The following is a 20,561-nucleotide window of genomic DNA, read 5'->3' on the forward strand; positions in this document are numbered from 1 at the left end:
GCCCTAAGCGGGGCCGGCCGCTTCGCGGTAGGGCGCCGGCCCGCCGCCGCCCGGGGCCGGCGCGGGATTCAGGGGCGGTGGCGTCAGCGCCTCCAGCAGGGCCGAACGCAGGGGGGCCAGCTTGCGCTCGTTCTCGACCTTCAGGCCGAAGACGTCCTTCACATAGAAGACGTCCACCGCGCGCACGCCGTAGGTGGTGATATGCGCCGAGGCGATCTGCAGCCCCTGCTCGCTGATCGCAGCCGTCACGTCATGCAGCAGGCCCGGTCGGTCGCGGCCGTTCACCTCGATGACCGTGTGCGTGTTGGAGGCGAAGTTGTCGACCACGACGCGCGGCGGCACCGTGACGGCGGCGAGGCGCGCCGGCTCGCGCCGCACCTTGCGGATCTCGGCGGAAAGCCGGAGCCGGCCCGACAGCGCCTGCTCGATCAGCACGGAGAGGCGCGCCAGGCGATGCGGCGCCTCGAAGGCCCCGCCCGCGCTGTCCTGCACCCAGAAGGTGTCGAGCGCCATGCCGTTGGTCAGGGTGTGGATGCGCGCATCCACGATGGAGGCGCCCGCCACGGCCAGGGCGCCGGAGATATGGCTGAACAGGCCCGGATGGTCGCTGCAATAGACCGTGACCTCGGTCACCGCGCGGTCGTGCATGACTCGGGTGCGCACGGTGAGCGGCGCGCGATCGGCCTCGGCCTCGCGGATGATGCCGGCGTGGCGCGCATGCGTCTCGGAATCGAAGGAGAGCCAGTAGCCCGGATAGCCGAGCGACATGAACAGGTCGGTATCGGCCTTGGTGAAGCCGGGCAGCATGGCGGCCGCCGCTTCCTTGGCGCGGGCCACGCGCACGTCGCGCTCGGGCACGGTCATGCCGCCGGCGAGGACTTCGGAGACGCGCCAATAGACCTCGCGCAGCAGCGTGGCCTTCCAGGCGTTCCAGACGCGCGGGCCGACGGCGCGCATATCGGCGACGGTCAGCACCAGCAGCAGGCGAAGCCGCTCGGGCGACTGCACCTGGTCGGCGATGTCGAGGATGGTCTTGGGGTCCTCGATGTCGCGCTTGAAGGCCGTCTGCGAGACGAGGAGGTGATGCAGGATCAGCCAGGAGACGGTCTCCGTCTCCTCGGCGCTCATGCCCAGGCGCGGGCAGATCTCCTGCGCGAAGCGGGCGCCGAGCTCGCTGTGGTCGCCGCCGCGGCCCTTGGCGATGTCGTGCAGCAGCGTGGCGACATAGAGCGCGCGGCGCGACTGCAGCTGCGTCATCAGCTCGGTCGCGACGGGGGCGACCTCGTTCAGCTCGCCGCGGTCGATCTGCTGCAGCACGCCGATGGCCTCGATCGTGTGCTCGTCGACCGTGAAGACATGGTAGGTGTCGAACTGCATCAGCCCGACGATGCGGGCCCATTCGGGGATGAAGCGCCCGAGGAAGCCGGCCTCGTTCAGCAGCCGCAGCCACTTCGCGGCATCCTTGCCGGTTAGCAGGTCGAGGAAGAGCGTGCTGGCCTCGGGGTCGCCGCGCAGCCGGTCGGCCTGGCGCGCATGGCGGATCAGCGCGCGGATGGCGAGCGGATGAATCTCGAGATTGCGGTCGCGTGCGGCCTTCACCATCCGCAGCATCAGCACCGGTTCGCGGGAGAAGTCGCGGTCGGGCGGGGCCGCGACCAGCTTGCCGTCGGCGAAGGCGAGGCCCAGGGCCGCGATGCCCTCGTCGCCGCCCTTGCGCGTGGCGGGAGCGCCGAGGGCGGCGCGCTCGATCGCCGGCTCCAGCACGCGGGAGAGGCGCACCACCTCGCGCGAGGTGAGGAAGAGGTGCTTCATCAGCCGCTCGGTGCCGTCCTGCGTGCCGTGGCGGGTGTAGCCCATCCGCGCGGCGATCACCGGCTGCAGGTCGAAGGTCAGGCGTTCCTCGGCGCGGCCGGTCACGTAGTGCAGATGGAAACGCAGGGTCCAGAGGAAGTCCCAGGCGCGATTGATGCCGCGGACCTCGCCCTCGACCAGCAGCCCGCCGCCGGGGCTGTCGGGTCCCACCAGATTGTCGAGCCGGCGGATGCCGAAGGCATAGCGCGCGAGCCAGTAGAGCATCTGCAGGTCGCGCAGCCCGCCGCGGCCTTCCTTGATGTGCGGCTCGACCAGGAAGGGGCTCTCGCCATATCGGGCGTGGCGCGCGGCGCGCTCGGTGCGCTTGGCCGCGAGGAAGGGCCGCAGCCCGGTCTCGGTGCGCAGCTTGGTGAAGTCGATGAGGAAGGCGTCGAAGAGCGCCCGCTCGCCGGAGAGGAAGCGCGCATCCACCAAGGCGGTGAGGATGGTCGCGTCCTTCAGGCCTTCGGAGATGCAGTCCTTCGCACTGCGCGTGGCATGGCCGACCTTCAGCCCCAGATCCCAGAGCAGATAGAGCATGAACTCGATCATGCGCCGCGTGCGCGGCCCGGCCTCGCGCTCCGTCAGGAAGAGCAGGTCGATGTCCGAATGCGGGGCCAGGACGCCGCGGCCATAGCCGCCCGTCGCGACCAGCGCGAAGTCCACCAGGCGGTCGCCATGGGCCGGCGGCACCATCGCGGCGGAGTAGTCCTGGATGGCGAGGAGGATGCCGTCCATATGCGCGCCGAGCTGGCGGGCGGCGTCCAGGCCGTAGATCTCCTGGCTCTCGAAGGACTTTTGAACCTGGGCCTGGAAGCGGCCGAGCTCGCGGCGCAGCAACCCGAGCGCGACATCGCGCGCGACCGGCACACCACCCGCAAGTAGCGAGTCCTGCAAGCTCAACTCAGCCCGATCGGCTGTCGCCATCCTCATGTCAGCCAGCCTACAGAGCTTCCGTTCCGGCGGCGAGTGCCTTGAGGTTGTAAAGAGCGTCCTGCGCCTCACGGGGCGAGAGCTTGTCGGGGTCGAGCTTCGCCAGGGCGTCGAGCACCGGATTTTCCGGCGCGGCATAGGCGGGCGCGAAGAGCGGCATCTCGGAGGTCAGCGGATCGGCCGCCTCGCGCGAGCGATCCTCCAGTGAGGCGAGCACCGCGGCGGCGCGCTTCAGCACGGGCGAGGGCACACCGGCGAGCTTGGCGACATGCACGCCCCAGCTCTTCTCGGCCGCGCCGGCGGCGACGCTGTGCTGGAAGATCACCTCGCCGCGCCATTCGCGCACCTGCATGGCCGCGAGGCGCATCTCGGGCAGGCGATTGGCCATGACCGTGAGCTCGTGGAAATGCGTGGCGAAGAGCGTGCGGCAGCGGATGCGGTCGTGCAGGGCCTCCAGCACGGCGGTGGCGATGGCCAGTCCATCCCAGGTCGCGGTGCCGCGGCCCACCTCGTCCAGCACGACGAGGCTGCGCGGGCCGGCGAGGTTCAGGATCGCCGCCGTCTCCGTCATCTCGACCATGAAGGTGGAGCGCCCGCCCGCGAGATCGTCGGAGGCGCCGACGCGGCTGAACAGCCGGTCCACCAGCCCGATGCGCGCGGCGGCGGCCGGCAGGAAGAGCCCGGCTTGGGCCAGGATCACCATCAGCGCGTTCTGCCGCAGCCAGGTGGACTTGCCGGCCATGTTGGGGCCGGTCAGCAGGCAGAGGCGATGGCCGGGCGAGAGGTCGCAGTCATTGGGCACGAAGCCCGGGCCGCGCGCCTTGCGCAGCGCGGCCTCCACCACCGGATGGCGGCCGGCCTCGATGGCGAAGTCGGGGCGTTCGGTGAGTTCCGGGCGGCACCAGGCGCCTTCGGTCGCGAGCTCGGCCGAGGCGGCGAGGACGTCGACGGCCGCCATCTCGCGCGCGGCGGCGGCGATGGCCTCGGCTTCGGCCAGGATGATCTGGCGCAGATGCGCGATGACGAGGCGCTCGCGCTTGCCCGCCTGGTCGCCGGCCTCCGACAGGCGGCGGTCGAGATTGGCCAGGGCGGTGCAGGTGAAGCGATGGGCGTTGGCCATGCTCTGGCGATGAATGGGCGCGAGATCGCCCACGGCCTTGGGCGGCGCGCCGCGCAGCAGCTTCTCGCCGGCCGCGGCCGGGACCTCGGCGAGATAGCCGAGCTGCTGGTGATGGCGGATCTTCAGCGCGGCCACGCCCCAGGCCTGGGCGAGATCGAGCTGCATGGCCGCGATCGCGCCGCGCGCATCGTCGCGCAGGCGGCGCAGCGCATCGAGCTCGCCGTCATAGCCGGCGGCGATGACCGAACCGTCGTCGAGCCGCACGGGCAGTTCGCTGGCCAGCCCGCGCAGCAGCTCGGCGGCCGTGTCGGGCAGGGCGGAGAGCGGCGCGATGGCCTGGGCGAGCAGCGCGGGCGCGGCCGCCTCCATCGCCGCGGCCAGCCGGGCCGCGCGCTGCAGGCCGTCGCGGATCGCGCCCAGGTCGCGCGGGAAGAAGCGTTCGAGGCTGATGCGGGCCAGAGCGCGGGCCATGTCCGGCGCGCCCTTCAGCGCGCTGCGGATCGCGCCGCGCCGATGCGAGTCCTCGTGAAGCTCCGCCACCGCCTCGTGCCGGGCGCGAATCGCGGCGAGGTCGTCCAGCGGCGAGGCCAGGCGCGCCGACAGCTCGCGCGCGCCCGCGCCGGTCAGCGTGCGATCCACGGCGGCGAGGAGCGAGGCGCCGCGCGGGCCCTCCAGGATATCGAGGCTGCGGCGCGTGGCGGCATCCAGCAGCAGCACGCCCTTCGCACCCTCGGCGACCGGCGGGGAAAGGCGGGGCAGGGCGCCGTTATTGACCGCGCGCACATATTCGACGGCCATCGCCGCCGCCGCGATCTCGGCATCGCCGAAGCTGCCGAAGCCCTCCAGCGAGGCCACGCCCAGCGCGGTCGCGAGGCGCGCCGGGGCATCGCGCGGGGAAATGCAGACAACGGCGTTCTCGATCTGCAGCGCCTCCTCGGCCAGGATCTCCGAGGGGTCGAGGCGGGCGATCAGCCCTGCCGGATCGGTGGTGGCCTGGGTGAAGAAGAGCCCCGTTGTCACGTCGAGCCAGGCCGCGCCGCCCTTCACCACCGCCAGCAGCCAGGTGGGGCGCGCGGCGTCGAGCAGGGCCTCCTCGGTCGCGGTGCCGGGGGTGACGATGCGCACGATCTCGCGGCGGATGGTTGGCGCGCGGCGGGCCTTGGCCTCCTCCGGCGTCTCGACCTGCTCGCAGATGGCCACGCGGAAGCCGCGCCGGATCAGCCGGGCCAGATAGGCCTCGTGGCTGTGGGCGGGCACGCCGCACATGCGGATGGGACGGCCCTGATGCTCGCCGCGATGCGTCAGCGCGAGGCCGAGCGCCTCGCTCGCCGCTTCCGCGTCGTCGTGGAACATCTCGAAGAAGTCGCCCATCCGGAAAAAGACGAGCGCCGACCCGGCCGCGGCCTTAGCCGCGAACCACTGTGCCATCGCGGGGGTTGCCCCTTCCGCAGTCATCCTTTGCTCCACGAAGCTTGCATAGCCGAGCGTCTCGCACCCGCGAAGGGGCCTCCTTGCGGGGCACCTTTGCACGCGACAAGGTGAAGCTCAGGCAACAGTAGATTCAGGACAGTCGAGATGGATGATGTGCGCAAGGATGGGTTGACGGATACGCGGACGGCGCGCGTCACCGGCGAAGAAGCCCTCGCGATGCATGCGGAAGGCCGCCCCGGCAAGCTGGAGATCCGCCTCACCAAGCCCCTGGTCACCGCGCGGGATCTCAGCCTGGCCTATTCGCCCGGCGTGGCCGAGCCCTGCCTGCATATCCACCGCGATCCCGCCCTTGCCTATGACTACACGAGCAAGGGAAATTTCGTGGCGGTCGTCTCCAATGGCACGGCCGTGCTGGGTTTGGGCAATCTCGGCGCGCTGGCCTCCAAGCCCGTGATGGAGGGCAAGGTCGCGCTGTTCAAGCGCTTCGCCGACGTGGACGGAATCGATCTCTGCCTTAACACCGAGGATGTGGACGAGTTCGTGAACTGCGTCCGATTCCTTGGGCCGAGCTTCGGCGGAATCAACCTCGAGGACATCAAGGCGCCCGAGTGCTTCGTCATCGAAAGCCGCCTGCGCGAGCTGATGGACATCCCCGTTTTCCACGACGACCAGCACGGCACGGCGATCGTTGCGGCGGCGGGACTCATCAATGCGGCGCATCTGACGGGTCGTGACCTTAAGACGACTAAGCTCGTCATCAACGGCGCCGGCGCGGCGGCCATCGCCTGCGCCGAGCTGGTGAAGGCCATGGGCATGAGCCCGCAGAACGTCATCCTCTGCGACACCAAGGGCGTGGTCTATCGGGGCCGCACCGAGGGCATGAACCAGTGGAAGTCGGCCCATGCGATCGAGACGGATCGCCGCACGCTGAGCCAGGCGCTGGAGGGGGCGGACTGCTTCTTCGGCCTCTCGGTGAAGGGCGCGCTGACGCCGGCGATGCTCCAGGCGATGGCGCCGAGCCCCATCATCTTCGCCATGGCCAATCCCGACCCCGAGATCACGCCCGACGAAGCCAAGGCCGCCCGGCCGGACTGCATCATCGCCACCGGCCGCTCGGACTATCCGAACCAGGTGAACAACGTCCTGGGCTTCCCCTTCATCTTCCGCGGCGCGCTCGACGTGCGCGCCTCGACCATCAACGACGCGATGAAGATCGCCGCCGCCCATGCTCTCGCGGAGCTGGCGCGCGAGGAGGTGCCGGAGGAGGTGGCGCGCTCGGGCGCGGGCAAGCAGCTGGTCTTCGGGCCGGAATACATCATCCCCAACGCCTTCGATCCGCGGCTGATCGCGCGCGTGCCGGTGGCCGTGGCCGAGGCGGCGGTGAAATCGGGCGTCGCGCGCAAGCCGATGATCGACACCCAGCGCTATGGCCGCGAGCTGGCCAGCCGCCTCGATGTGGCGGTGAATGCGCTGGAGGCCATCCATGAGCGCGTGCGGGAGAATCCGAAGCGCGTCGTTTTCGCCGAGGGCGAGGACGAAACCGTCATCCGCGCCGCGATCAACTTCCGCAATGCGGGATATGGTTTCCCCGTGCTGGTCGGCCGGGAGGAGCGGATCAACGCGACGGTCGCCGCGCTCGGCGTGCGGCTGCCGGACGGGATCGAGATCCACAACGCCCGGCTCTCCTCGCAGAACCGCCGCTATGCCGAATGGCTCTATGCCCGCAAGCAGCGCGACGGCTTCCTCTTCCGCGACTGCCAGCGGCTGGTGAACCTGGACCGCAACGTCTTCGCCGCCTGCATGCTGGCCATGGGGGATGCGGATGCGCTGCTGACCGGCGAGACGCGCAGCTATTCCGTCACGCTCGACGGGCTGAGCATGGCGCTGGACCATGACGGCGTGCTCTTCGGCCTGACCATGATGATCGCGCGGCGCTCGGGCACGGTGCTGGTGGCCGATACCGCCATCCACGAACGTCCGGACGCGGCGACCCTGGCCGAGATCGCCATCCGCAGCGCGGCGACGGCGCGCCGGCTCGGGCTCACCCCGCGAGTGGCCTTCCTCTCCTTCTCCACCTTCGGCGACCCCAAGGGCAGCATCCCCGGCAGCCTGCGCGAGGCGGTGAAGCTGCTGGACACCAAGGGCGTGGACTTCGAGTATGACGGCGAGATGGGGGCGGATGTGGCCCTGGATGCCGGCCTGCGGGCGCAGCTCTATCCGTTCTGCCGCCTGACCGGTCCGGCCAATGTGCTGGTGATGCCGGGGCTGCACGCCGCGCACATCCTCACCAAGTCGGTGCCGCACCTGACCTCGGCGACGACGATCGGCCCGATCCTGATGGGGATGAAGCAGCCCGCGCAGATCGTCCCGACGGGGGCAGGGGTGAACCAGCTGCTGGATATGGCGGCGCTGGCGGCCTACCAGGCGATCGTGACGGAGGCGTAGTGCGAGGGGGCCTTGGCCCCCTCAATCACTCGCCGCGGCATTGAAGGGCGCGAGGGCGGCGCCCTCGCGCAACGGCGCGATCAGCCCGCGGGCTTGCCCGCGACCACGACCATGGCCGGCTTCAGCAGCCGCCCATGAAGCGTCCAGGCGCTGGACCAAGCCTGCAGCACCGTCCCCGGCTCCACGCCTTCGGGGGCGGGCGCCTCGCTCATCGCCTGATGCAGCTCGGGATCGAAGGGCTGGCCATCGGCCGGCTTGCGCACGACGCCATTGGCCTCCATCCGCTGGAGCAGGAAGCGCTCCACGCCCTCGAAGCCCTGGCGCATCTTGCCGATGATCTCGGCCTCGTCCTCGGCCGGCGGCGGCAGCATGGTCACGCCGCGATGCAGGTTCTCGAAGGCTTCCACCACATCGCCGGCGAACTTCTGCACGGCGTAGTTGCGAGCCTTCTCGACCTCGTCCTTGCCGCGGTTGCGGACGTTCTGGGTCTCCGCCTCGGCGCGCAGCCAGCGGTCCTTCATCTCGGCGAGCTCGGCCTCAAGGGTGGCGATGCGCTCCTCCGGCCCAGGGGGGGCGGCAGGGGCCGCGGGCGCGTCGGGGGTTTCCGGCGCGAGATCGGCCGGGTTGGGGGTCTGCTGGTCGTTCATGGCTGTTCAGGTAATGGCGTGGTGACGCGGGATCAACCCAGCAAACGGCCGATCACGCGCGCCGTGTAGTCCACGACGGGAATCACCCGGCCATAATTGATCCGCGTGGGGCCGATGACGCCGATGGCGCCCACGATGCTCTGGTTGCTGCCGGCGGCCCCGCTGCGGAAGGGAGCGACCACGACGGACAGCCCGGCCGAGGAGAAAAGCCCGCTCTCGGCGCCGATGAAGATCTGCACGCCCTCGCCGCGCTGGGCCAGCTCCAGCAGCTGGAGGGTCGTTTCCTGGGATTCCAGCCGCTCGAACAGCGCCTGGATCTCGGAGACGGCGGAGAGGTTCTCCATGTTCTGGAGGAGCCGCGACTGGCCGCGCAGGATCAGCGAGCCGCTGCCCCCGCCGGCCCAGGTGGCCAGCCCGGCCTCGATCACCTGCTGCGTGAGGGCGTCGAGCGCGGTGCGGTTGGCCGCGATCTCCTCGGTGACATTGGCGCGCGTCTCGTCGAGCGTGCGGCCGGCGAGGCGGGCGTTGAGGTAGTTCCCGGCCTGGACCAGCGAGGAGGGCGGCAGCTCGGCCGGCACCTCGATGACGCGGTTCTCGACCCGCCCGTCGCCCTGGACCAGCACCACGAGCGCCCGGCCCGGGCCGAGGGGCACGAATTCGATATGGCGCAGCGGCGCCTCGCCCTTGGGGGCGACGACCAGCCCGGCGGCGCCCGCCAGGCCGGAGAGCATCTGCCCCGCCTCGGCCAGGGTGTCCTGCAGGGAGCGGCCATGGGCGGCGCAGCGGGCGGAAATCTCGCTCCGCTCCTCCTCGCCGAGGTCGCCGAATTCGAGCAGCCCGTCCACGAAGAGGCGCAGCCCCTGCTGCGTCGGCAGGCGGCCGGCGCTGGTGTGGGGGGCGTAAAGGAGGCCCGCTTCCTCGAGATCCGCCATCACGTTGCGGATCGAGGCGGGGGAGAGATTCAGCGGCAGGCGGCGCGAGAGGGTGCGGCTGCCGACGGGCTCGCCCGTCGCGACATAGACCTCCACCAGCTCCCTCAGGACGGCCGTGGATCGGGCATCGAGAGCGCTGGATGCGAGCCCGGGGACCGTGAACAAAGGCGATTTCAAGGGGGTGTGCATCGCTGTACTAAGCTTGGTTATGGGCGGCCTCCGGGTCAACCACTGATTGGCGCACCCCTGGTCACCGTGCCGCGCTGTGGTTATTTCGCAGGCAGAATCACGAGGAACCAGCCCATGCGCCCATCCGGCCGCGCCGCCGACGCCCTGCGGACCGTCTCGATCGAGACCGGCATCTCCAAGCATGCGGAGGGCTCCTGCCTGATCCGCATGGGCAATACCGAGGTCCTCTGCGCCGCCAGCGTGGAAGGCCGGGTGCCCTCCTTCATGCGCAACCAGGGCCTGGGCTGGGTGACGGCCGAATACGGCATGCTCCCCCGCGCCACCCATACCCGCGGCGACCGCGAGGCCGCGCGCGGCAAGCAGTCCGGCCGCACGCAGGAGATCCAGCGCCTCATCGGCCGCAGCCTGCGCGCCGTCGTGGACCGCAAGGCGATGGGCGAGATGACCATCACCCTCGATTGCGACGTGATCAACGCCGATGCCGGCACGCGCTGCGCCGCCATCACCGGCGCCTGGGTCGCGCTGCACCTGGCCTTCCGGCATTGCGTGAACAACAACATCATGAAGGCGATCCCGCTGACGGATCACGTGGCGGCGATCTCCTGCGGCATCGCCAAGGGCGAGGCGATCCTGGACCTCGACTATGCCGAGGACAGCGGCGCCGAGGCTGATGCGAATTTCGTGCTGACCGGCGCGGGCAACCTCGTCGAGGTGCAGGCCACGGCCGAGGGCGCGCCCTTCAGCGAGGCGCAGTTCCTGGCGATGCTCGACCTGGCGCGCGACGGCGTGATGACGCTGGTGGCGAAGCAGAAGGAAGCAGTGGGCCTGTGAGGAAGCTGGCGCCCGGCAAGCTCGTTCTCGCCAGCCACAACGCCGGCAAGCTGCGCGAGTTCGGCGGGCTGCTGGCGCCTTATGGGATGGCGCTGGTCTCCGCCGGGGAGCTCGGCTTGCCCGAGCCGGCCGAGACGGGCGACACCTTTATCGCCAATGCCACCATCAAGGCGATGGCGGCGATGAAGGCGACCGGCCTGCCGGCCCTGGCGGATGACAGCGGCATCGCGGTTGCCGCGCTGGGCGGGCAGCCCGGCGTGCGGACGGCCGATTGGACGATGCGGCCGGATGGTTCGCGGGATTATCCCTCGGCCATGGCGCGGATCGCCGGCCTCGACGGTTCGGCCGACCGGCGATGCGCCTTCGTGGCCGTGCTGGTCCTGGCCTGGCCGGATGGCCACACCGAAGCCTTCGAGGGCCGGGTGGAGGGCCATTGGGTCGCGCCGCCGCGCGGGGAAAACGGCTTCGGCTACGACCCGATGTTCGTACCCGAGGGCGAAATTCTCACCTTTGGCGAGATGACGCGGGAGCAGAAGGCGCAGCATAGCCATCGCGCGCGCGCCTTCGCGACCCTGGCGGCCGCGAGCTTTAGTTGAGAATCATTCTCGACTAAAGCGCGCAACGGCGAAGACTTGGGTTATAATTCATCGTTATTATCCATCATTTATATCGGTGGATCGTGACGATTAGGGGCTGTTCCGTCCCTTCTTGCGAGCGTAGCGTTTCGGTACCTGTGCGCCCGGTCGGCAAAAGCCCGATCCAGCGGGAGCCACCGGGACCGGAAACGAACGCGGAAACAAGAATGACAGAGATCCGATACATCGCTCCCAGTTCGCTCGACGAGGCCATCGGCGCCTATGCCGCCGCTGCCGGCGCCGCGCGCATCCTGGCCGGCGGGACCGACCTGCTGGTGCAGATGCGCGCTGGTGTCCTGAACCCGGGCACGATCATCGACATCAAGAAGATCGCCGAGATGACCAGCATCGAGGAGACCGCCGATGGCGGCTTCCGCATCGGTGCGGCCGTCTCCGGAGCGCGGCTTGCCGAGCATCCGCGCTTCGGCACCGTCTGGCCGGGCGTGCTGGAGGCGATCAACCTCATCGGCTCCACCCAGGTGCAGGGCCGGGCTTCGGCGGGCGGCAACCTGTGCAACGGCTCCCCGGCCGGCGACAGCGTGCCGGCCATGGTCGCGGCCGGCGCGATACTGACCATCCAGGGCCCCAACGGCCGGCGGACGATGCCGGTCGAGGCCTTCCCGGCCGGGCCGGGCCGCACCAACCTCGCCCCCGGCGAGCTCCTGGTGAGCTTCACCCTGCCGCCGCGCCCCAAGGGCTCCTCCGACGCCTATCTGCGCATGATCCCACGCACCGAGATGGACATCGCGGTCGTCGGCGTCGGCGTCAGCCTGACCATCGAGAACGGCGTCGTCACCGCCGCCCGCGTGGGCCTGGGCGCCGTCGCGCCGACCGTGCTGCTGGTGGCCGATGCGGCAAAGGCGCTGGTCGGATCCAAGCTGGAGGACGCCGCGCTCGATGCCGCGGCCGCCGCCTGTTCCGCCGCCTGCAAGCCGATCAACGACAAGCGCGGCACCATCGTCTACCGCACCAAGGTGGCCGGGGTGCTGCTCAGGCGCACCGTCGCCATCGCCGCCGAACGCGCCGGGGGGATCTGATCCATGGCCAAGATGCACGTCACCACCACCATCAACGGCGAGCCGGAGGAGTTCCTCTGCGAGCCGCATGACAGCATGCTCGACCTGCTGCGCGGGTCGCTCGGCCTGACCGGCGCCAAGGAAGGCTGCGGCACCGGCGATTGCGGCGCCTGCTCCATCCTGCTGGACGACCGGCTGGTCTGCTCCTGCCTGATGCTGGCCCCCGAGGCCGAGGGCAAGAAGATCGACACCATCGAGGGCATGGCCAAGGGCGAGACGCTGCACCCGCTCCAGCTGAAGTTCCTCGAGATGGCGGCGCTCCAGTGCGGCATCTGCACGCCCGGCGTGCTCATGGCCTCGCGCGCGCTGCTGGAGCGCAATCCCGACCCGACCGAGTCCGAGGTGCGCTTCTGGCTCGCCGGCAACCTCTGCCGCTGCACCGGCTACGACAAGATCGTCCGCGCCGTCATGGACACCGCCGCCGAGATGAGGGAAGCCGCCCGATGAACGTCATCAACAACAAGTGGATCGGCCAGAGCACCATCCGCCCGGATGGCGCGGACAAGGTCACTGGCCGCGCCTCCTACTCGGCCGATACCAGCATGTCCGGCATGATCTGGGGCAAGGTGCTGCGCAGCCCGCACGCCCATGCGCGGATCGTCTCGATCGACACCTCCAGGGCCGAGGCCCATCCGGGCGTGAAGGCGGTGGTGACGGCCAGGGACATCGTGGAATTCCCGCTCGACAAGTCCGTGATGCTCGGCATCCAGGACATGCGCTGGATGAGCCGCAACGTGATGGCGCGCGAGAAGGCGCTGTTCCACGGCCATCCGGTCGCCGCCGTCGCCGCCATGTCGGAGCGGATCGCGGCCGAGGCCTGCAAGCTCATCGAGGTCGTCTACGAGGTGCTGCCGCACGTCATCGAGCTTGAGGAAGCGATCAAGCCCGACGCGCCCATCCTGCACGACTTCCTGAGCTTCGAGGGCAAGCCGTCGAACATCGCCGGCAAGCTCGAGCACAAGCTGGGCGACGTCGAGGCCGGCTTCGCCAGCGCCGACGTGGTGATCGAGCGCCACTTCAAGACGCGCCCGGTCCACCAGGGCTATATCGAGCCGCATTCCTGCCTGGTCAGCGTCGTCGAGGGCAAGGCGACGATCTGGAGCTCCAGCCAGGGCCAGTTCATGGTGCGCGCCATGACCTCGCTGCTGACGGGCATCCCGCAGAGCGACATCCGCGCCATCCCCGCCGAGATCGGCGGCGGCTTCGGCGGCAAGACCATCATCTACCTGGAGCCCCTCGCCACGATCCTGGCGAAGAAGACCGGCCGTCCGGTGAAGATGGTGATGACGCGCGACGAAGTGATGCGCGCGACGGGCCCGACCTCCGGCTCGATGAGCACGGTGAAGATCGGCGCCACCAAGGACGGCAAGATCGTCGCCGCCCAGGGTACCTTCTACCTTCAGGCCGGCGGTCTTCCGGGCTCGCCGATCCGCGGCGCGGCCGGTTGCGCCTTCGCGCCCTATGACATCGCGAATGTGCATTCCGTCGGCTTCGACGTGGTGTCCAACCGCTCGAAGGTCGCGGCCTATCGCGCGCCGGGCGCGCCCATTGGCGCCTATGCGGCCGAATGCGTGATGGACGAGATCGCCGAGGCGCTGAAGATGGACCCGCTGACGCTGCGCCTGAAGAACGCGGCCAGGCAGGGCACCAAGGCGGCGCATGGCCCGGTCTTCCCGGTCATCGGCTTCATCGAGACGATCGAGGCCGCGATGGCGCATCCGCACTACCAGGCGCCGCTCGGCAAGTTCCAGGGGCGCGGCGTGGCCAGCGGCTTCTGGTTCAATGCGGGCGGTGAATCCAGCGCCCAGGTGAACGTCACCGAGGACGGCAATGTCGTCGTCACCACGGGCCATCCCGATGTCGGCGGTTCGCGCGCGGCCATCGCCAATATCACGGCCGAGCTGCTGGGTATCGACTACAAGCGCGTCTCGGTGCTGATCGGCGATACGGCGACGATCGGCTATTCCAACCTGACCGGCGGCAGCCGCGTGCTCTTCGCCTCGGCGATGGTGGTGACGCAATCGACGGAGAAGGTCATCAAGACCCTCTGCGAGCGCGCCGCGAAGCTCTGGAAGATCGATCCCGAGGCCGTGGTCTGGGAAGACGGCGAGGCCAAGCCCGCCGGCGAGAACGCGGGCAAGTTCCCCGCGCTCAGCCTCGCGGATCTTGCCGCCAAGGCCAGCGAGACGGGCGGGCCGATCGGTGCCGGCGTGCAGCAGAACACCACGGGCGCCGAGGGCGGTTTCGCCACCCATGTCTGCGACGTGGAGGTGGATGCCGAGCTCGGGATCGTGCGGGTGGTGCGCTACACCTCCTTCCAGGATGTGGGGCGCGCGGTGCATCCGGCCTATGTCGAGGGCCAGATGCAGGGCGGTGCGGCCCAGGGCATCGGCTGGGCGCTCAGCGAGGAATATCTCTACGACAAGAACGGCAAGGTCGATAACGCGAGCTTCCTCGACTACCGGATGCCCGTCTGCTCCGACCTGCCGATGCTCGACGCGGTGATGATCGAAGTGCCCAACCCCAAGCATCCGCAAGGCGTGCGCGGCGTGGGCGAGGTGCCGTTGGTGCCGCCGCTCGCGGCCGTCGCCAATGCGGTGGCGAATGCGCTGGGCAAGCGCTTCTACAGCCTGCCCATGTCGCCGCCGCGCGTGCTGGAAGTGCTCGACGGGGCCTGAGGCCCCGCCGGAAGGCTCAGGCGGCGAGATCCTCCAGGATCATCGCCGCCGCCTTCTCGCCGATCATGATCGACGGCGCGTTGGTATTGCCCGAGGTCAGCGTCGGCATGATCGACGCATCCGCGACACGCAGCCCCGCGATGCCATGCACCCGCAGCCGCGCATCCACCACCGCCAGGCCGTCCTGACCCATCCGGCAGGTGCCCACCGGGTGGTAGGTGGTCTCGGCCGTCTGGCGCACCCACTCCAGGATCTCGTCATCCGTCTGCCGCGCCGTCCCGGGGCCGAGCTCGCGCAGCTGCAGCGGCGCGAGGGCCGGGGCGTTCATCACCGCGCGCGCGATCCGCACGGCGCTCAGCGTGAGCGCGGCGTCGGCGGGCGAGGACAGGAAGTTGAACTGGATCGCCGGCGGCTGGCGCGGATCGGCCGAGGTGATGTGGATATGGCCCTTGCTCTCCGGCCGCATGGGATGGGCGTAGCAGGTCATGCCCGACTGGCTGGAGACCCGCGGCCCGGTGGGGCCCGGCTCGGTCAGCATCGGCACCCAGCCGAGCAGCAGGTCCGGCGCCTCCAGCCCCTCGCGCGAGCGCACGAAGGCGCGCAGCGGCGCGGCGACCATGGACAGCAGCCCCTGGCCCAACAGCGCGTAACGCAGCGCCTGGCCGACGAGGCCCAGGCCACGTCCGCGCTCGTTGAAGGCCCATCCCTTCGCCTCGACCGCCCAGCGCGTGCGCGGTGCATAATGGTCCCGCAGGTTCTCGCCCACGCCGGGCAGCGCGTGGCGCGGCGCGATGCCGAGCGCCTGCAGCCGTTCGGGCTGGCCGAGGCCCGAGAGCTCCAGCAATTGCGGCGAGTTGATCGATCCCGCGCAGACCACCACCTCGCGCCCGGCGCGCGCCTCCTGCAGCGTGCCCGCGACGGCGTAGCGGACGCCGGTGCAGCGGTGGCCCTCGAAGATCAGCGATTGCGTCAGCGCTTCGGTCTCGATGCGCAGGTTCGGCCGCTGGCGGATGGGATCCAGGTAGCAATGGGCCGTGCTCATGCGGCGGCGCGAGGCGATGGTCGCCTGGCTCATGGCGATGCCGTCCTGGCTCGCGCCGTTATAGTCGGGATTGTACGGGATCCCGACCTCGCCGGCGGCGCGGATCAGCGCGGCGAAGAGCGGATCGCGCGGCGGCGGATCGGTGACGCGCAGCGGGCCCTCGCGGCCGCGGAAGGTGTCGTCGCCGGCGCCCTCGTAGCGCTCCATGCGCTTGAAGTGGGGCAGGACGTCGGCATAGCTCCAGCCGGCATTGCCCATCTGGGCCCAGCTGTCGAAGTCCTGGGCCTGGCCGCGCACGAAGGCGAGGCCGTTGATGGCGCTGGACCCTCCCAGCATCCGCCCGCGCGGAACGGCGAGGCGGCGGCCATTGGTACTGGCCTCGGGCTCGCCGCTGTAGAGCCAGTTCACCGCCGGATTGGCGATCATCTTCGCGTAGCCGACGGGAATGCGCGACCAGGGATGGCTGGCGGGCCCGGCTTCCAGCAGCAGCACCTTGTGGCGGGGATCGGCCGAAAGCCGGTTCGCGACGGCCGCGCCGGCCGACCCCGCGCCGACCACGATAAAGTCGTAGATCCCCATTCCGCTCCCCCGTCGCATCCCTCGGCCAAGCCTCTGCCGGGGTGCATTTTTACGGCCTGATGAACCCACAGGGCGGGCCGCGCCGCAAGCCGTCCGCGGCCCGCCGCTTGGGTTTGAACCCGATCCCTGCTACTGCGCCGCCCATGCGCGCCCTTCAGCTTCTGGCCGACCGTGATCTCCGCCTCATGGACATCGACCCGCCCCCCCCTCCCGGCCCCGGCGAGGTGCAGATCGCCATGCGCGCGGTCGCCCTCAACCACATCGACGTCTGGGGCTGGCGGGGCATGGCCTTCGCCAAGCGGACCCTGCCGATCAGCGTCGGCGCCGAGGGCGTGGGCGATGTCGCGGCCATCGGCCCCGGCGTCACCGGCTTCGCCCAGGGCCAGATGGTCGTGCCCTATGGCGGCATGACCTGCGGCGTGTGCAAGGAATGCCGCGCCGGGCGCGACAACCTCTGCGAGAACGTCTCGGGCGTACGCGGTTTCCATGCCGATGGCTTCGCGCGCGGCCTCATCAACGTGCCGGCCCGCCAGGTCGTGCCGGTGCCGTCCGGCGTGACGGTGGAGGACGCGGCCTGCGCGGGCATCACCTATTCGACCGTGCAGCACATGCTCTTCGACAATGCGCGGCTGGAGCCGGGCGAGACGGTGCTGGTACATGCGGCCGGCTCGGGCATCGGCACCATCGCGGTGCGGATGGCCAAGGCGATCGGCTGCACGGTGATCGGCACCGTCGGCGACGAGGCCAAGGCGATGAAGGCCAAGGCGCTCGGCGTCGATCACGTGGTGAACTACAACACCGACCGCTTCGAGAGCGTCGCCCGCCGCGTCACCGGCAAGCGCGGCGTGGATGTGGTCTTCGAGCATGTGGGCGCGGCCACCTGGGCCGGCTCGCTGCTCTCGATGAAGATGGGCGGGCGGCTGGTCACCTGCGGCAGCACCAGCGGCATGTCGGCCGAGACGAACCTCATGATGATCTTCCAGCGCCAGCTGAAGATCCAGGGCAGCTTCGGCTCCACCATCCGCAATATCGGCGAGGGCCTGGCGAAGATCGCCCAGGGCATCCGCCCGGTGATCGACACGGTCCTGGATGCCGAGCGATTCCAGGAAGGCCTGGCGCGTCTCGAGGCGCGCAACGTCTTCGGGAAGATCGTCATCAAGCTGTGAAGCGACTGCAGAATCTTGGGCAATGGGCGGTCTCGCGGCTCGTCCGGCTGATCTTCGCGGCGCTGCGCGCTCTGGGGCCGGACCGCGCCTCCAATCTGGGCGCCTGGGCGGCGCCGAAGGTCGGCGTCTGGACGCGCAACCACCAGCACACGATCGAGAACCTGCGCCTCGCCTTCCCCGAGAAGACCGAGGCGGAACGGCGCGCCATCGCGCATGACGCCTGGGTCAATCTGGGCCGGACGGTCTGCGAATATCCCCATCTGGAGGCGTTTGTTCGACGTCGAGGGCGGCCGCGTCGAGGCGGATGAAGGCACGCTCGCTCGCTTCGAGGCGTTGCGCCTCTCGGGCAAGCCGGCGCTGGTCTTCGCCTCGCATATGGGCAATTGGGAGCTGCCGGCGGTGGCGGCCTTCAAGCTCGGCCAGCCGGCGGCGATCCTCTACCGCACGCCCAACAACCCCTATATCGCCGCGGACATCGTGGCGATGCGCGAGCCCATCATGGGGCGGCTGATCGCGGCGGGGATGATGGCGCCGATCCGCATGGCCGAGGCGCTGGACCAGGGCCTGACGCTGGGCATGCTGGTGGACCAGCGCTTCGGGCGCGGCCCGCGCGTGCCCTTCTTCGGCCATCCGGTGGCGGCGAACCCCTTTCTCGCGCGGCTCGCGAAGCGTTTCGAGGGCGCGCCCGTGCATGGGATGCGCGCGATCCGCCTGCCGAACAACCGCTTCCGGCTGGACTTCACCGAGGCCTTGGAAATGCCGCGCGATGCCGCCGGCAAGATCGATGTGGAGGCCGCCACGGCGATGGTGAACCGCATCATCGAGGGCTGGGTGCGCGAGACGCCAGGGCAGTGGCTCTGGATGCACCGGCGCTGGCGGGCCTGAGCGCGGCGGAGGTCCCCCTCCGCCACGCCGCAGAATCACTCAGTCGACGGTGATGCCGTTCTCGCGGATCACCCGCCCGTTCCGCTCGAACTCCTCCGCGAGGAAAGCGTCGAAGGCCTGACGCGTCATGGGGCGCGTCGAGAGGCCGACCTGCGTCAGCCGCGCGATGCTCTCGGGCTCCGACAGGATCTGCGCGACGGCCGCGTGCAGCCGGTCCGCGATGGGCGTGGGCACGTCCGAGCGCACGATCATGCCGAACCAGGAGTTGGAGACCACGCCCCGCACGCCGATCTCATCGAAGGTCGGCACCTCAGGCAGGAGCGGGTGGCGCGTGTCATTGGCCACGGCGATCGCCTTCACCCGGCCCTCGCGGATGGAGGGGATGGCATCGGCCATATTGGCCAGCATCAGGTCCACCTGGTTGCTGAAGACGTCGGTGATGGCCTGGCCCGAGCCGCGATAGGGCACATGGGTGAGCGACATGCCCGTGGCCGCCTTGAGGCTCTCGCCGCCCAGATGCAGCGAGGTGCCCACGCCCGAGGAGGCATAGGTCAGCCCGCCCTTCGCCCGTGCCGCGGCGATGACCTCGGCCAGAGTGGAGACGTTCAGCCCCGGCGCGGCGATCAGCACATGCGGATTGTAGGCGAGGAAGCTGATGCCCCGGAATTCCGCCCGCGCGTCGAAGGGCGGGTTGGGGATGAGCGTGGCGTTGATGGTGAAGCTGTTGGCGACGAAGAGCGCGGTATATCCGTCGCCCGGCAGCTTCGCGACCGCATCCGTGCCGATGATGGTGCCCGCGCCCGCGCGGTTCTCGGTGACGGCGCCCTGGCCGATCAGCTCGGGCAGGCGGGCCGCGATCATGCGCGCGACGATGTCGAGCGATCCGCCGGCGGTGAAGGGGACGACGAAGCGAAGCTGGCGCGACGGCCAGGACTGGGCAAAGGCCGGCGCGGAAAGAGGCAGAAGCGACGCCGCGAGAAGGGGGCGGCGCCGGAATACAGCACTTGGCATCGGAAACTCCGTGAATTTCCAGACACCTAGCAATTCGGATGCCAGACTTCCGAAGCCGGCCCTCGGCCCTGAAGGTCAGGCTCCCCGGCGGCTAGTCGATGGTGATCCCGTTCTCGCGGATCATCCGGCCGTTCCGCTGGAATTCCTCCGCCAGGAAGGCGTCGAACTCCGGGCGGGCCATCCGCATCGGCGACAGGCCCATCTCGTTCAGCCGGGCGAGGGTGTCGGGTTCCGCCATGATCCGGGCGATGGCGTCATGCAGCCGGTCCGCGATGGGCGTGGGCACATCCGAGCGCGCGACCACGCCATACCAGGAGTTGGACACCACGCCCCGCACGCCCAGCTCCTCGAAGGTGGGGACGTCGGGCAACAGCGCGTGGCGCGCCGAATTCGCGACGGCGATGGCCTTCACGCGGCCGTCGCGGATGCTGGGCGCCGCATCGGCGACATTGGTCAGCATCACGTCCACGCGGCCGCTGTAGAGATCGATGATGGCCTGGCTCGTCCCGCGATAGACCACGTGGGTCATGTCCATGCCGGTCGCCTTCTTCAGGCTCTCGCCACCCAGATGCAGTGAGGTGCCCACGCCGGTGGAGGCATAGGTCAGCCCGTTGCGGGCCCGCGCGGCCGCGATCAGCTCGGGGATGGTCGAGGCATTCAGCGCGGGCGAGGCGATGAGGACATGCGGGCTGACGATGAGAGAGTCGATGCCGCGGAAGTCGCGGCGCGCATCGAAGGGCGGGTTGGGAATGAGCGTGGCGTTGATGGTGAAGCTATTGGCGACGAAGAGCACCGTGTAGCCATCGCCGGGCAGCTTCGCGACGGAATCCGTGCCGATGATGGTGCCGCCGCCCACCCGGTTCTCCGTGACGGCGTTCTGGCCCGTCACCTCGGGGAAGCGCGCGGCGATCAGCCGCGCCAGCACGTCGAGGGAGGCACCCGCGCCGAAGGGAACAACGAAGCGGAAGGGCCGGGCCGGCCAGGACTGGGCGAAGGCGGGCGTGGCGAAGGGCAGAACGGCAGAGGCAAGAAGGGCGCGGCGGCTGGGCATAGGGAACTCCATGAACTCCCTGCACTTAGCAAAGCGTCCACTCGTGGCACACCCTAGCG

The 20,561-nt window shown here is 69.9% G+C and carries 16 protein-coding genes; 9 read left to right on the plus strand and 7 right to left on the minus strand.

Features of this window, described 5'->3' with window-relative positions:
- Positions 1 to 3 precede the first annotated feature (3 nt).
- Complete coding sequence (locus ACO057_RS19995; protein ID WP_421995546.1) at positions 4 to 2,778, minus strand: [protein-PII] uridylyltransferase; 2,775 nt, start codon at positions 2,776 to 2,778, stop codon at positions 4 to 6.
- Between the two features lie 16 nt (positions 2,779 to 2,794).
- Positions 2,795 to 5,332: a DNA mismatch repair protein MutS gene (gene mutS, locus ACO057_RS20000; protein ID WP_421994753.1), complete on the minus strand. Its 2,538-nt coding sequence runs from the start codon at positions 5,330 to 5,332 to the stop codon at positions 2,795 to 2,797.
- 147 nt (positions 5,333 to 5,479) lie between these two features.
- On the opposite strand from mutS, the gene ACO057_RS20005 reads away from it, so the two are divergent.
- Positions 5,480 to 7,780, plus strand: a complete 2,301-nt coding sequence (locus ACO057_RS20005; protein WP_421994755.1) for an NADP-dependent malic enzyme — start codon at positions 5,480 to 5,482, stop codon at positions 7,778 to 7,780.
- 80 nt (positions 7,781 to 7,860) lie between these two features.
- Here ACO057_RS20005 and ACO057_RS20010 read toward each other — a convergent pair whose 3' ends face one another.
- Both ACO057_RS20010 and hrcA read right to left on the minus strand, forming a co-directional pair.
- A complete protein-coding gene (locus ACO057_RS20010; protein WP_421994757.1) occupies positions 7,861 to 8,427 on the minus strand; it encodes a nucleotide exchange factor GrpE in 567 nt (188 codons plus the stop codon).
- A gap of 32 nt (positions 8,428 to 8,459) precedes the next feature.
- Positions 8,460 to 9,548, minus strand: a complete 1,089-nt coding sequence (hrcA, locus tag ACO057_RS20015; RefSeq protein WP_421994759.1) for a heat-inducible transcriptional repressor HrcA — start codon at positions 9,546 to 9,548, stop codon at positions 8,460 to 8,462.
- A 114-nt stretch (positions 9,549 to 9,662) separates the two neighbouring features.
- On the opposite strand from hrcA, the gene rph reads away from it, so the two are divergent.
- The 5 genes from rph to ACO057_RS20040 all read left to right on the plus strand — a co-directional run bounded on the left by rph (position 9,663) and on the right by ACO057_RS20040 (position 14,768).
- Positions 9,663 to 10,379 (plus strand): ribonuclease PH, encoded by a 717-nt coding sequence (gene rph, locus ACO057_RS20020; protein WP_421994761.1) that lies wholly within the window; start codon positions 9,663 to 9,665, stop codon positions 10,377 to 10,379.
- Positions 10,376 to 10,975 carry a non-canonical purine NTP pyrophosphatase gene (locus tag ACO057_RS20025; protein WP_421994763.1) on the plus strand — a complete coding sequence of 200 codons (600 nt, stop codon included), beginning with the start codon at positions 10,376 to 10,378 and terminating at the stop codon, positions 10,973 to 10,975. The genes rph and ACO057_RS20025 overlap by 4 nt, the downstream gene beginning before the upstream one ends.
- Positions 10,976 to 11,181: 206 nt before the next feature.
- Positions 11,182 to 12,051 carry an FAD binding domain-containing protein gene (locus tag ACO057_RS20030; protein ID WP_421994765.1) on the plus strand — a complete coding sequence of 290 codons (870 nt, stop codon included), beginning with the start codon at positions 11,182 to 11,184 and terminating at the stop codon, positions 12,049 to 12,051.
- 3 nt (positions 12,052 to 12,054) lie between these two features.
- Positions 12,055 to 12,537, plus strand: a complete 483-nt coding sequence (locus ACO057_RS20035; protein WP_421994767.1) for a (2Fe-2S)-binding protein — start codon at positions 12,055 to 12,057, stop codon at positions 12,535 to 12,537.
- Positions 12,534 to 14,768 (plus strand): xanthine dehydrogenase family protein molybdopterin-binding subunit, encoded by a 2,235-nt coding sequence (locus ACO057_RS20040; protein WP_421994769.1) that lies wholly within the window; start codon positions 12,534 to 12,536, stop codon positions 14,766 to 14,768. Before ACO057_RS20035 ends, ACO057_RS20040 begins: the two co-directional genes overlap by 4 nt.
- Positions 14,769 to 14,784: 16 nt before the next feature.
- Here the strand turns inward: ACO057_RS20040 and ACO057_RS20045 are convergent, their stop codons facing one another.
- The gene (locus ACO057_RS20045) at positions 14,785 to 16,389 is read right to left on the minus strand and encodes a GMC family oxidoreductase (protein ID WP_421994771.1); all 1,605 of its coding nucleotides are present in this window, start codon (positions 16,387 to 16,389) and stop codon (positions 14,785 to 14,787) included.
- Between the two features lie 143 nt (positions 16,390 to 16,532).
- On the opposite strand from ACO057_RS20045, the gene ACO057_RS20050 reads away from it, so the two are divergent.
- Genes ACO057_RS20050 through ACO057_RS20060 form a run of 3 tightly spaced genes read left to right on the plus strand, consistent with a single transcriptional unit; the run spans position 16,533 to position 18,440 of the window.
- Complete coding sequence (locus ACO057_RS20050) at positions 16,533 to 17,555, plus strand: zinc-binding dehydrogenase (RefSeq protein WP_421994773.1); 1,023 nt, start codon at positions 16,533 to 16,535, stop codon at positions 17,553 to 17,555.
- Positions 17,552 to 17,863 (plus strand): hypothetical protein, encoded by a 312-nt coding sequence (locus tag ACO057_RS20055; protein WP_421994775.1) that lies wholly within the window; start codon positions 17,552 to 17,554, stop codon positions 17,861 to 17,863. The genes ACO057_RS20050 and ACO057_RS20055 overlap by 4 nt, the downstream gene beginning before the upstream one ends.
- Positions 17,826 to 18,440: a hypothetical protein gene (locus ACO057_RS20060; protein ID WP_421994777.1), complete on the plus strand. Its 615-nt coding sequence runs from the start codon at positions 17,826 to 17,828 to the stop codon at positions 18,438 to 18,440. Before ACO057_RS20055 ends, ACO057_RS20060 begins: the two co-directional genes overlap by 38 nt.
- A gap of 39 nt (positions 18,441 to 18,479) precedes the next feature.
- Here ACO057_RS20060 and ACO057_RS20065 read toward each other — a convergent pair whose 3' ends face one another.
- Complete coding sequence (locus ACO057_RS20065) at positions 18,480 to 19,451, minus strand: tripartite tricarboxylate transporter substrate binding protein (protein ID WP_421994779.1); 972 nt, start codon at positions 19,449 to 19,451, stop codon at positions 18,480 to 18,482.
- Between the two features lie 91 nt (positions 19,452 to 19,542).
- A complete protein-coding gene (locus tag ACO057_RS20070) occupies positions 19,543 to 20,502 on the minus strand; it encodes a Bug family tripartite tricarboxylate transporter substrate binding protein (RefSeq protein WP_421994781.1) in 960 nt (319 codons plus the stop codon).
- Between the last annotated feature and the right edge of the window lie 59 nt (positions 20,503 to 20,561).

Origin of the sequence: Roseococcus sp., from assembly GCF_965227005.1 — a bacterium.
Classification (GTDB): Bacteria; Pseudomonadota; Alphaproteobacteria; order Acetobacterales; family Acetobacteraceae; genus Roseococcus.

Coding starts and splice junctions, on each gene's coding strand:
- ACO057_RS19995 (WP_421995546.1), bottom strand. CDS start 2,778: ATGGCGACAGCCGATCGGGCTGAGTTGAGCTTGCAGGACTCGCTACTT.
- mutS (WP_421994753.1), bottom strand. CDS start 5,332: ATGGCACAGTGGTTCGCGGCTAAGGCCGCGGCCGGGTCGGCGCTCGTC.
- ACO057_RS20005 (WP_421994755.1), top strand. CDS start 5,480: ATGGATGATGTGCGCAAGGATGGGTTGACGGATACGCGGACGGCGCGC.
- ACO057_RS20010 (WP_421994757.1), bottom strand. CDS start 8,427: ATGAACGACCAGCAGACCCCCAACCCGGCCGATCTCGCGCCGGAAACC.
- hrcA (WP_421994759.1), bottom strand. CDS start 9,548: ATGCACACCCCCTTGAAATCGCCTTTGTTCACGGTCCCCGGGCTCGCA.
- rph (WP_421994761.1), top strand. CDS start 9,663: ATGCGCCCATCCGGCCGCGCCGCCGACGCCCTGCGGACCGTCTCGATC.
- ACO057_RS20030 (WP_421994765.1), top strand. CDS start 11,182: ATGACAGAGATCCGATACATCGCTCCCAGTTCGCTCGACGAGGCCATC.
- ACO057_RS20035 (WP_421994767.1), top strand. CDS start 12,055: ATGGCCAAGATGCACGTCACCACCACCATCAACGGCGAGCCGGAGGAG.
- ACO057_RS20040 (WP_421994769.1), top strand. CDS start 12,534: ATGAACGTCATCAACAACAAGTGGATCGGCCAGAGCACCATCCGCCCG.
- ACO057_RS20045 (WP_421994771.1), bottom strand. CDS start 16,389: ATGGGGATCTACGACTTTATCGTGGTCGGCGCGGGGTCGGCCGGCGCG.
- ACO057_RS20050 (WP_421994773.1), top strand. CDS start 16,533: ATGCGCGCCCTTCAGCTTCTGGCCGACCGTGATCTCCGCCTCATGGAC.
- ACO057_RS20065 (WP_421994779.1), bottom strand. CDS start 19,451: ATGCCAAGTGCTGTATTCCGGCGCCGCCCCCTTCTCGCGGCGTCGCTT.
- ACO057_RS20070 (WP_421994781.1), bottom strand. CDS start 20,502: ATGCCCAGCCGCCGCGCCCTTCTTGCCTCTGCCGTTCTGCCCTTCGCC.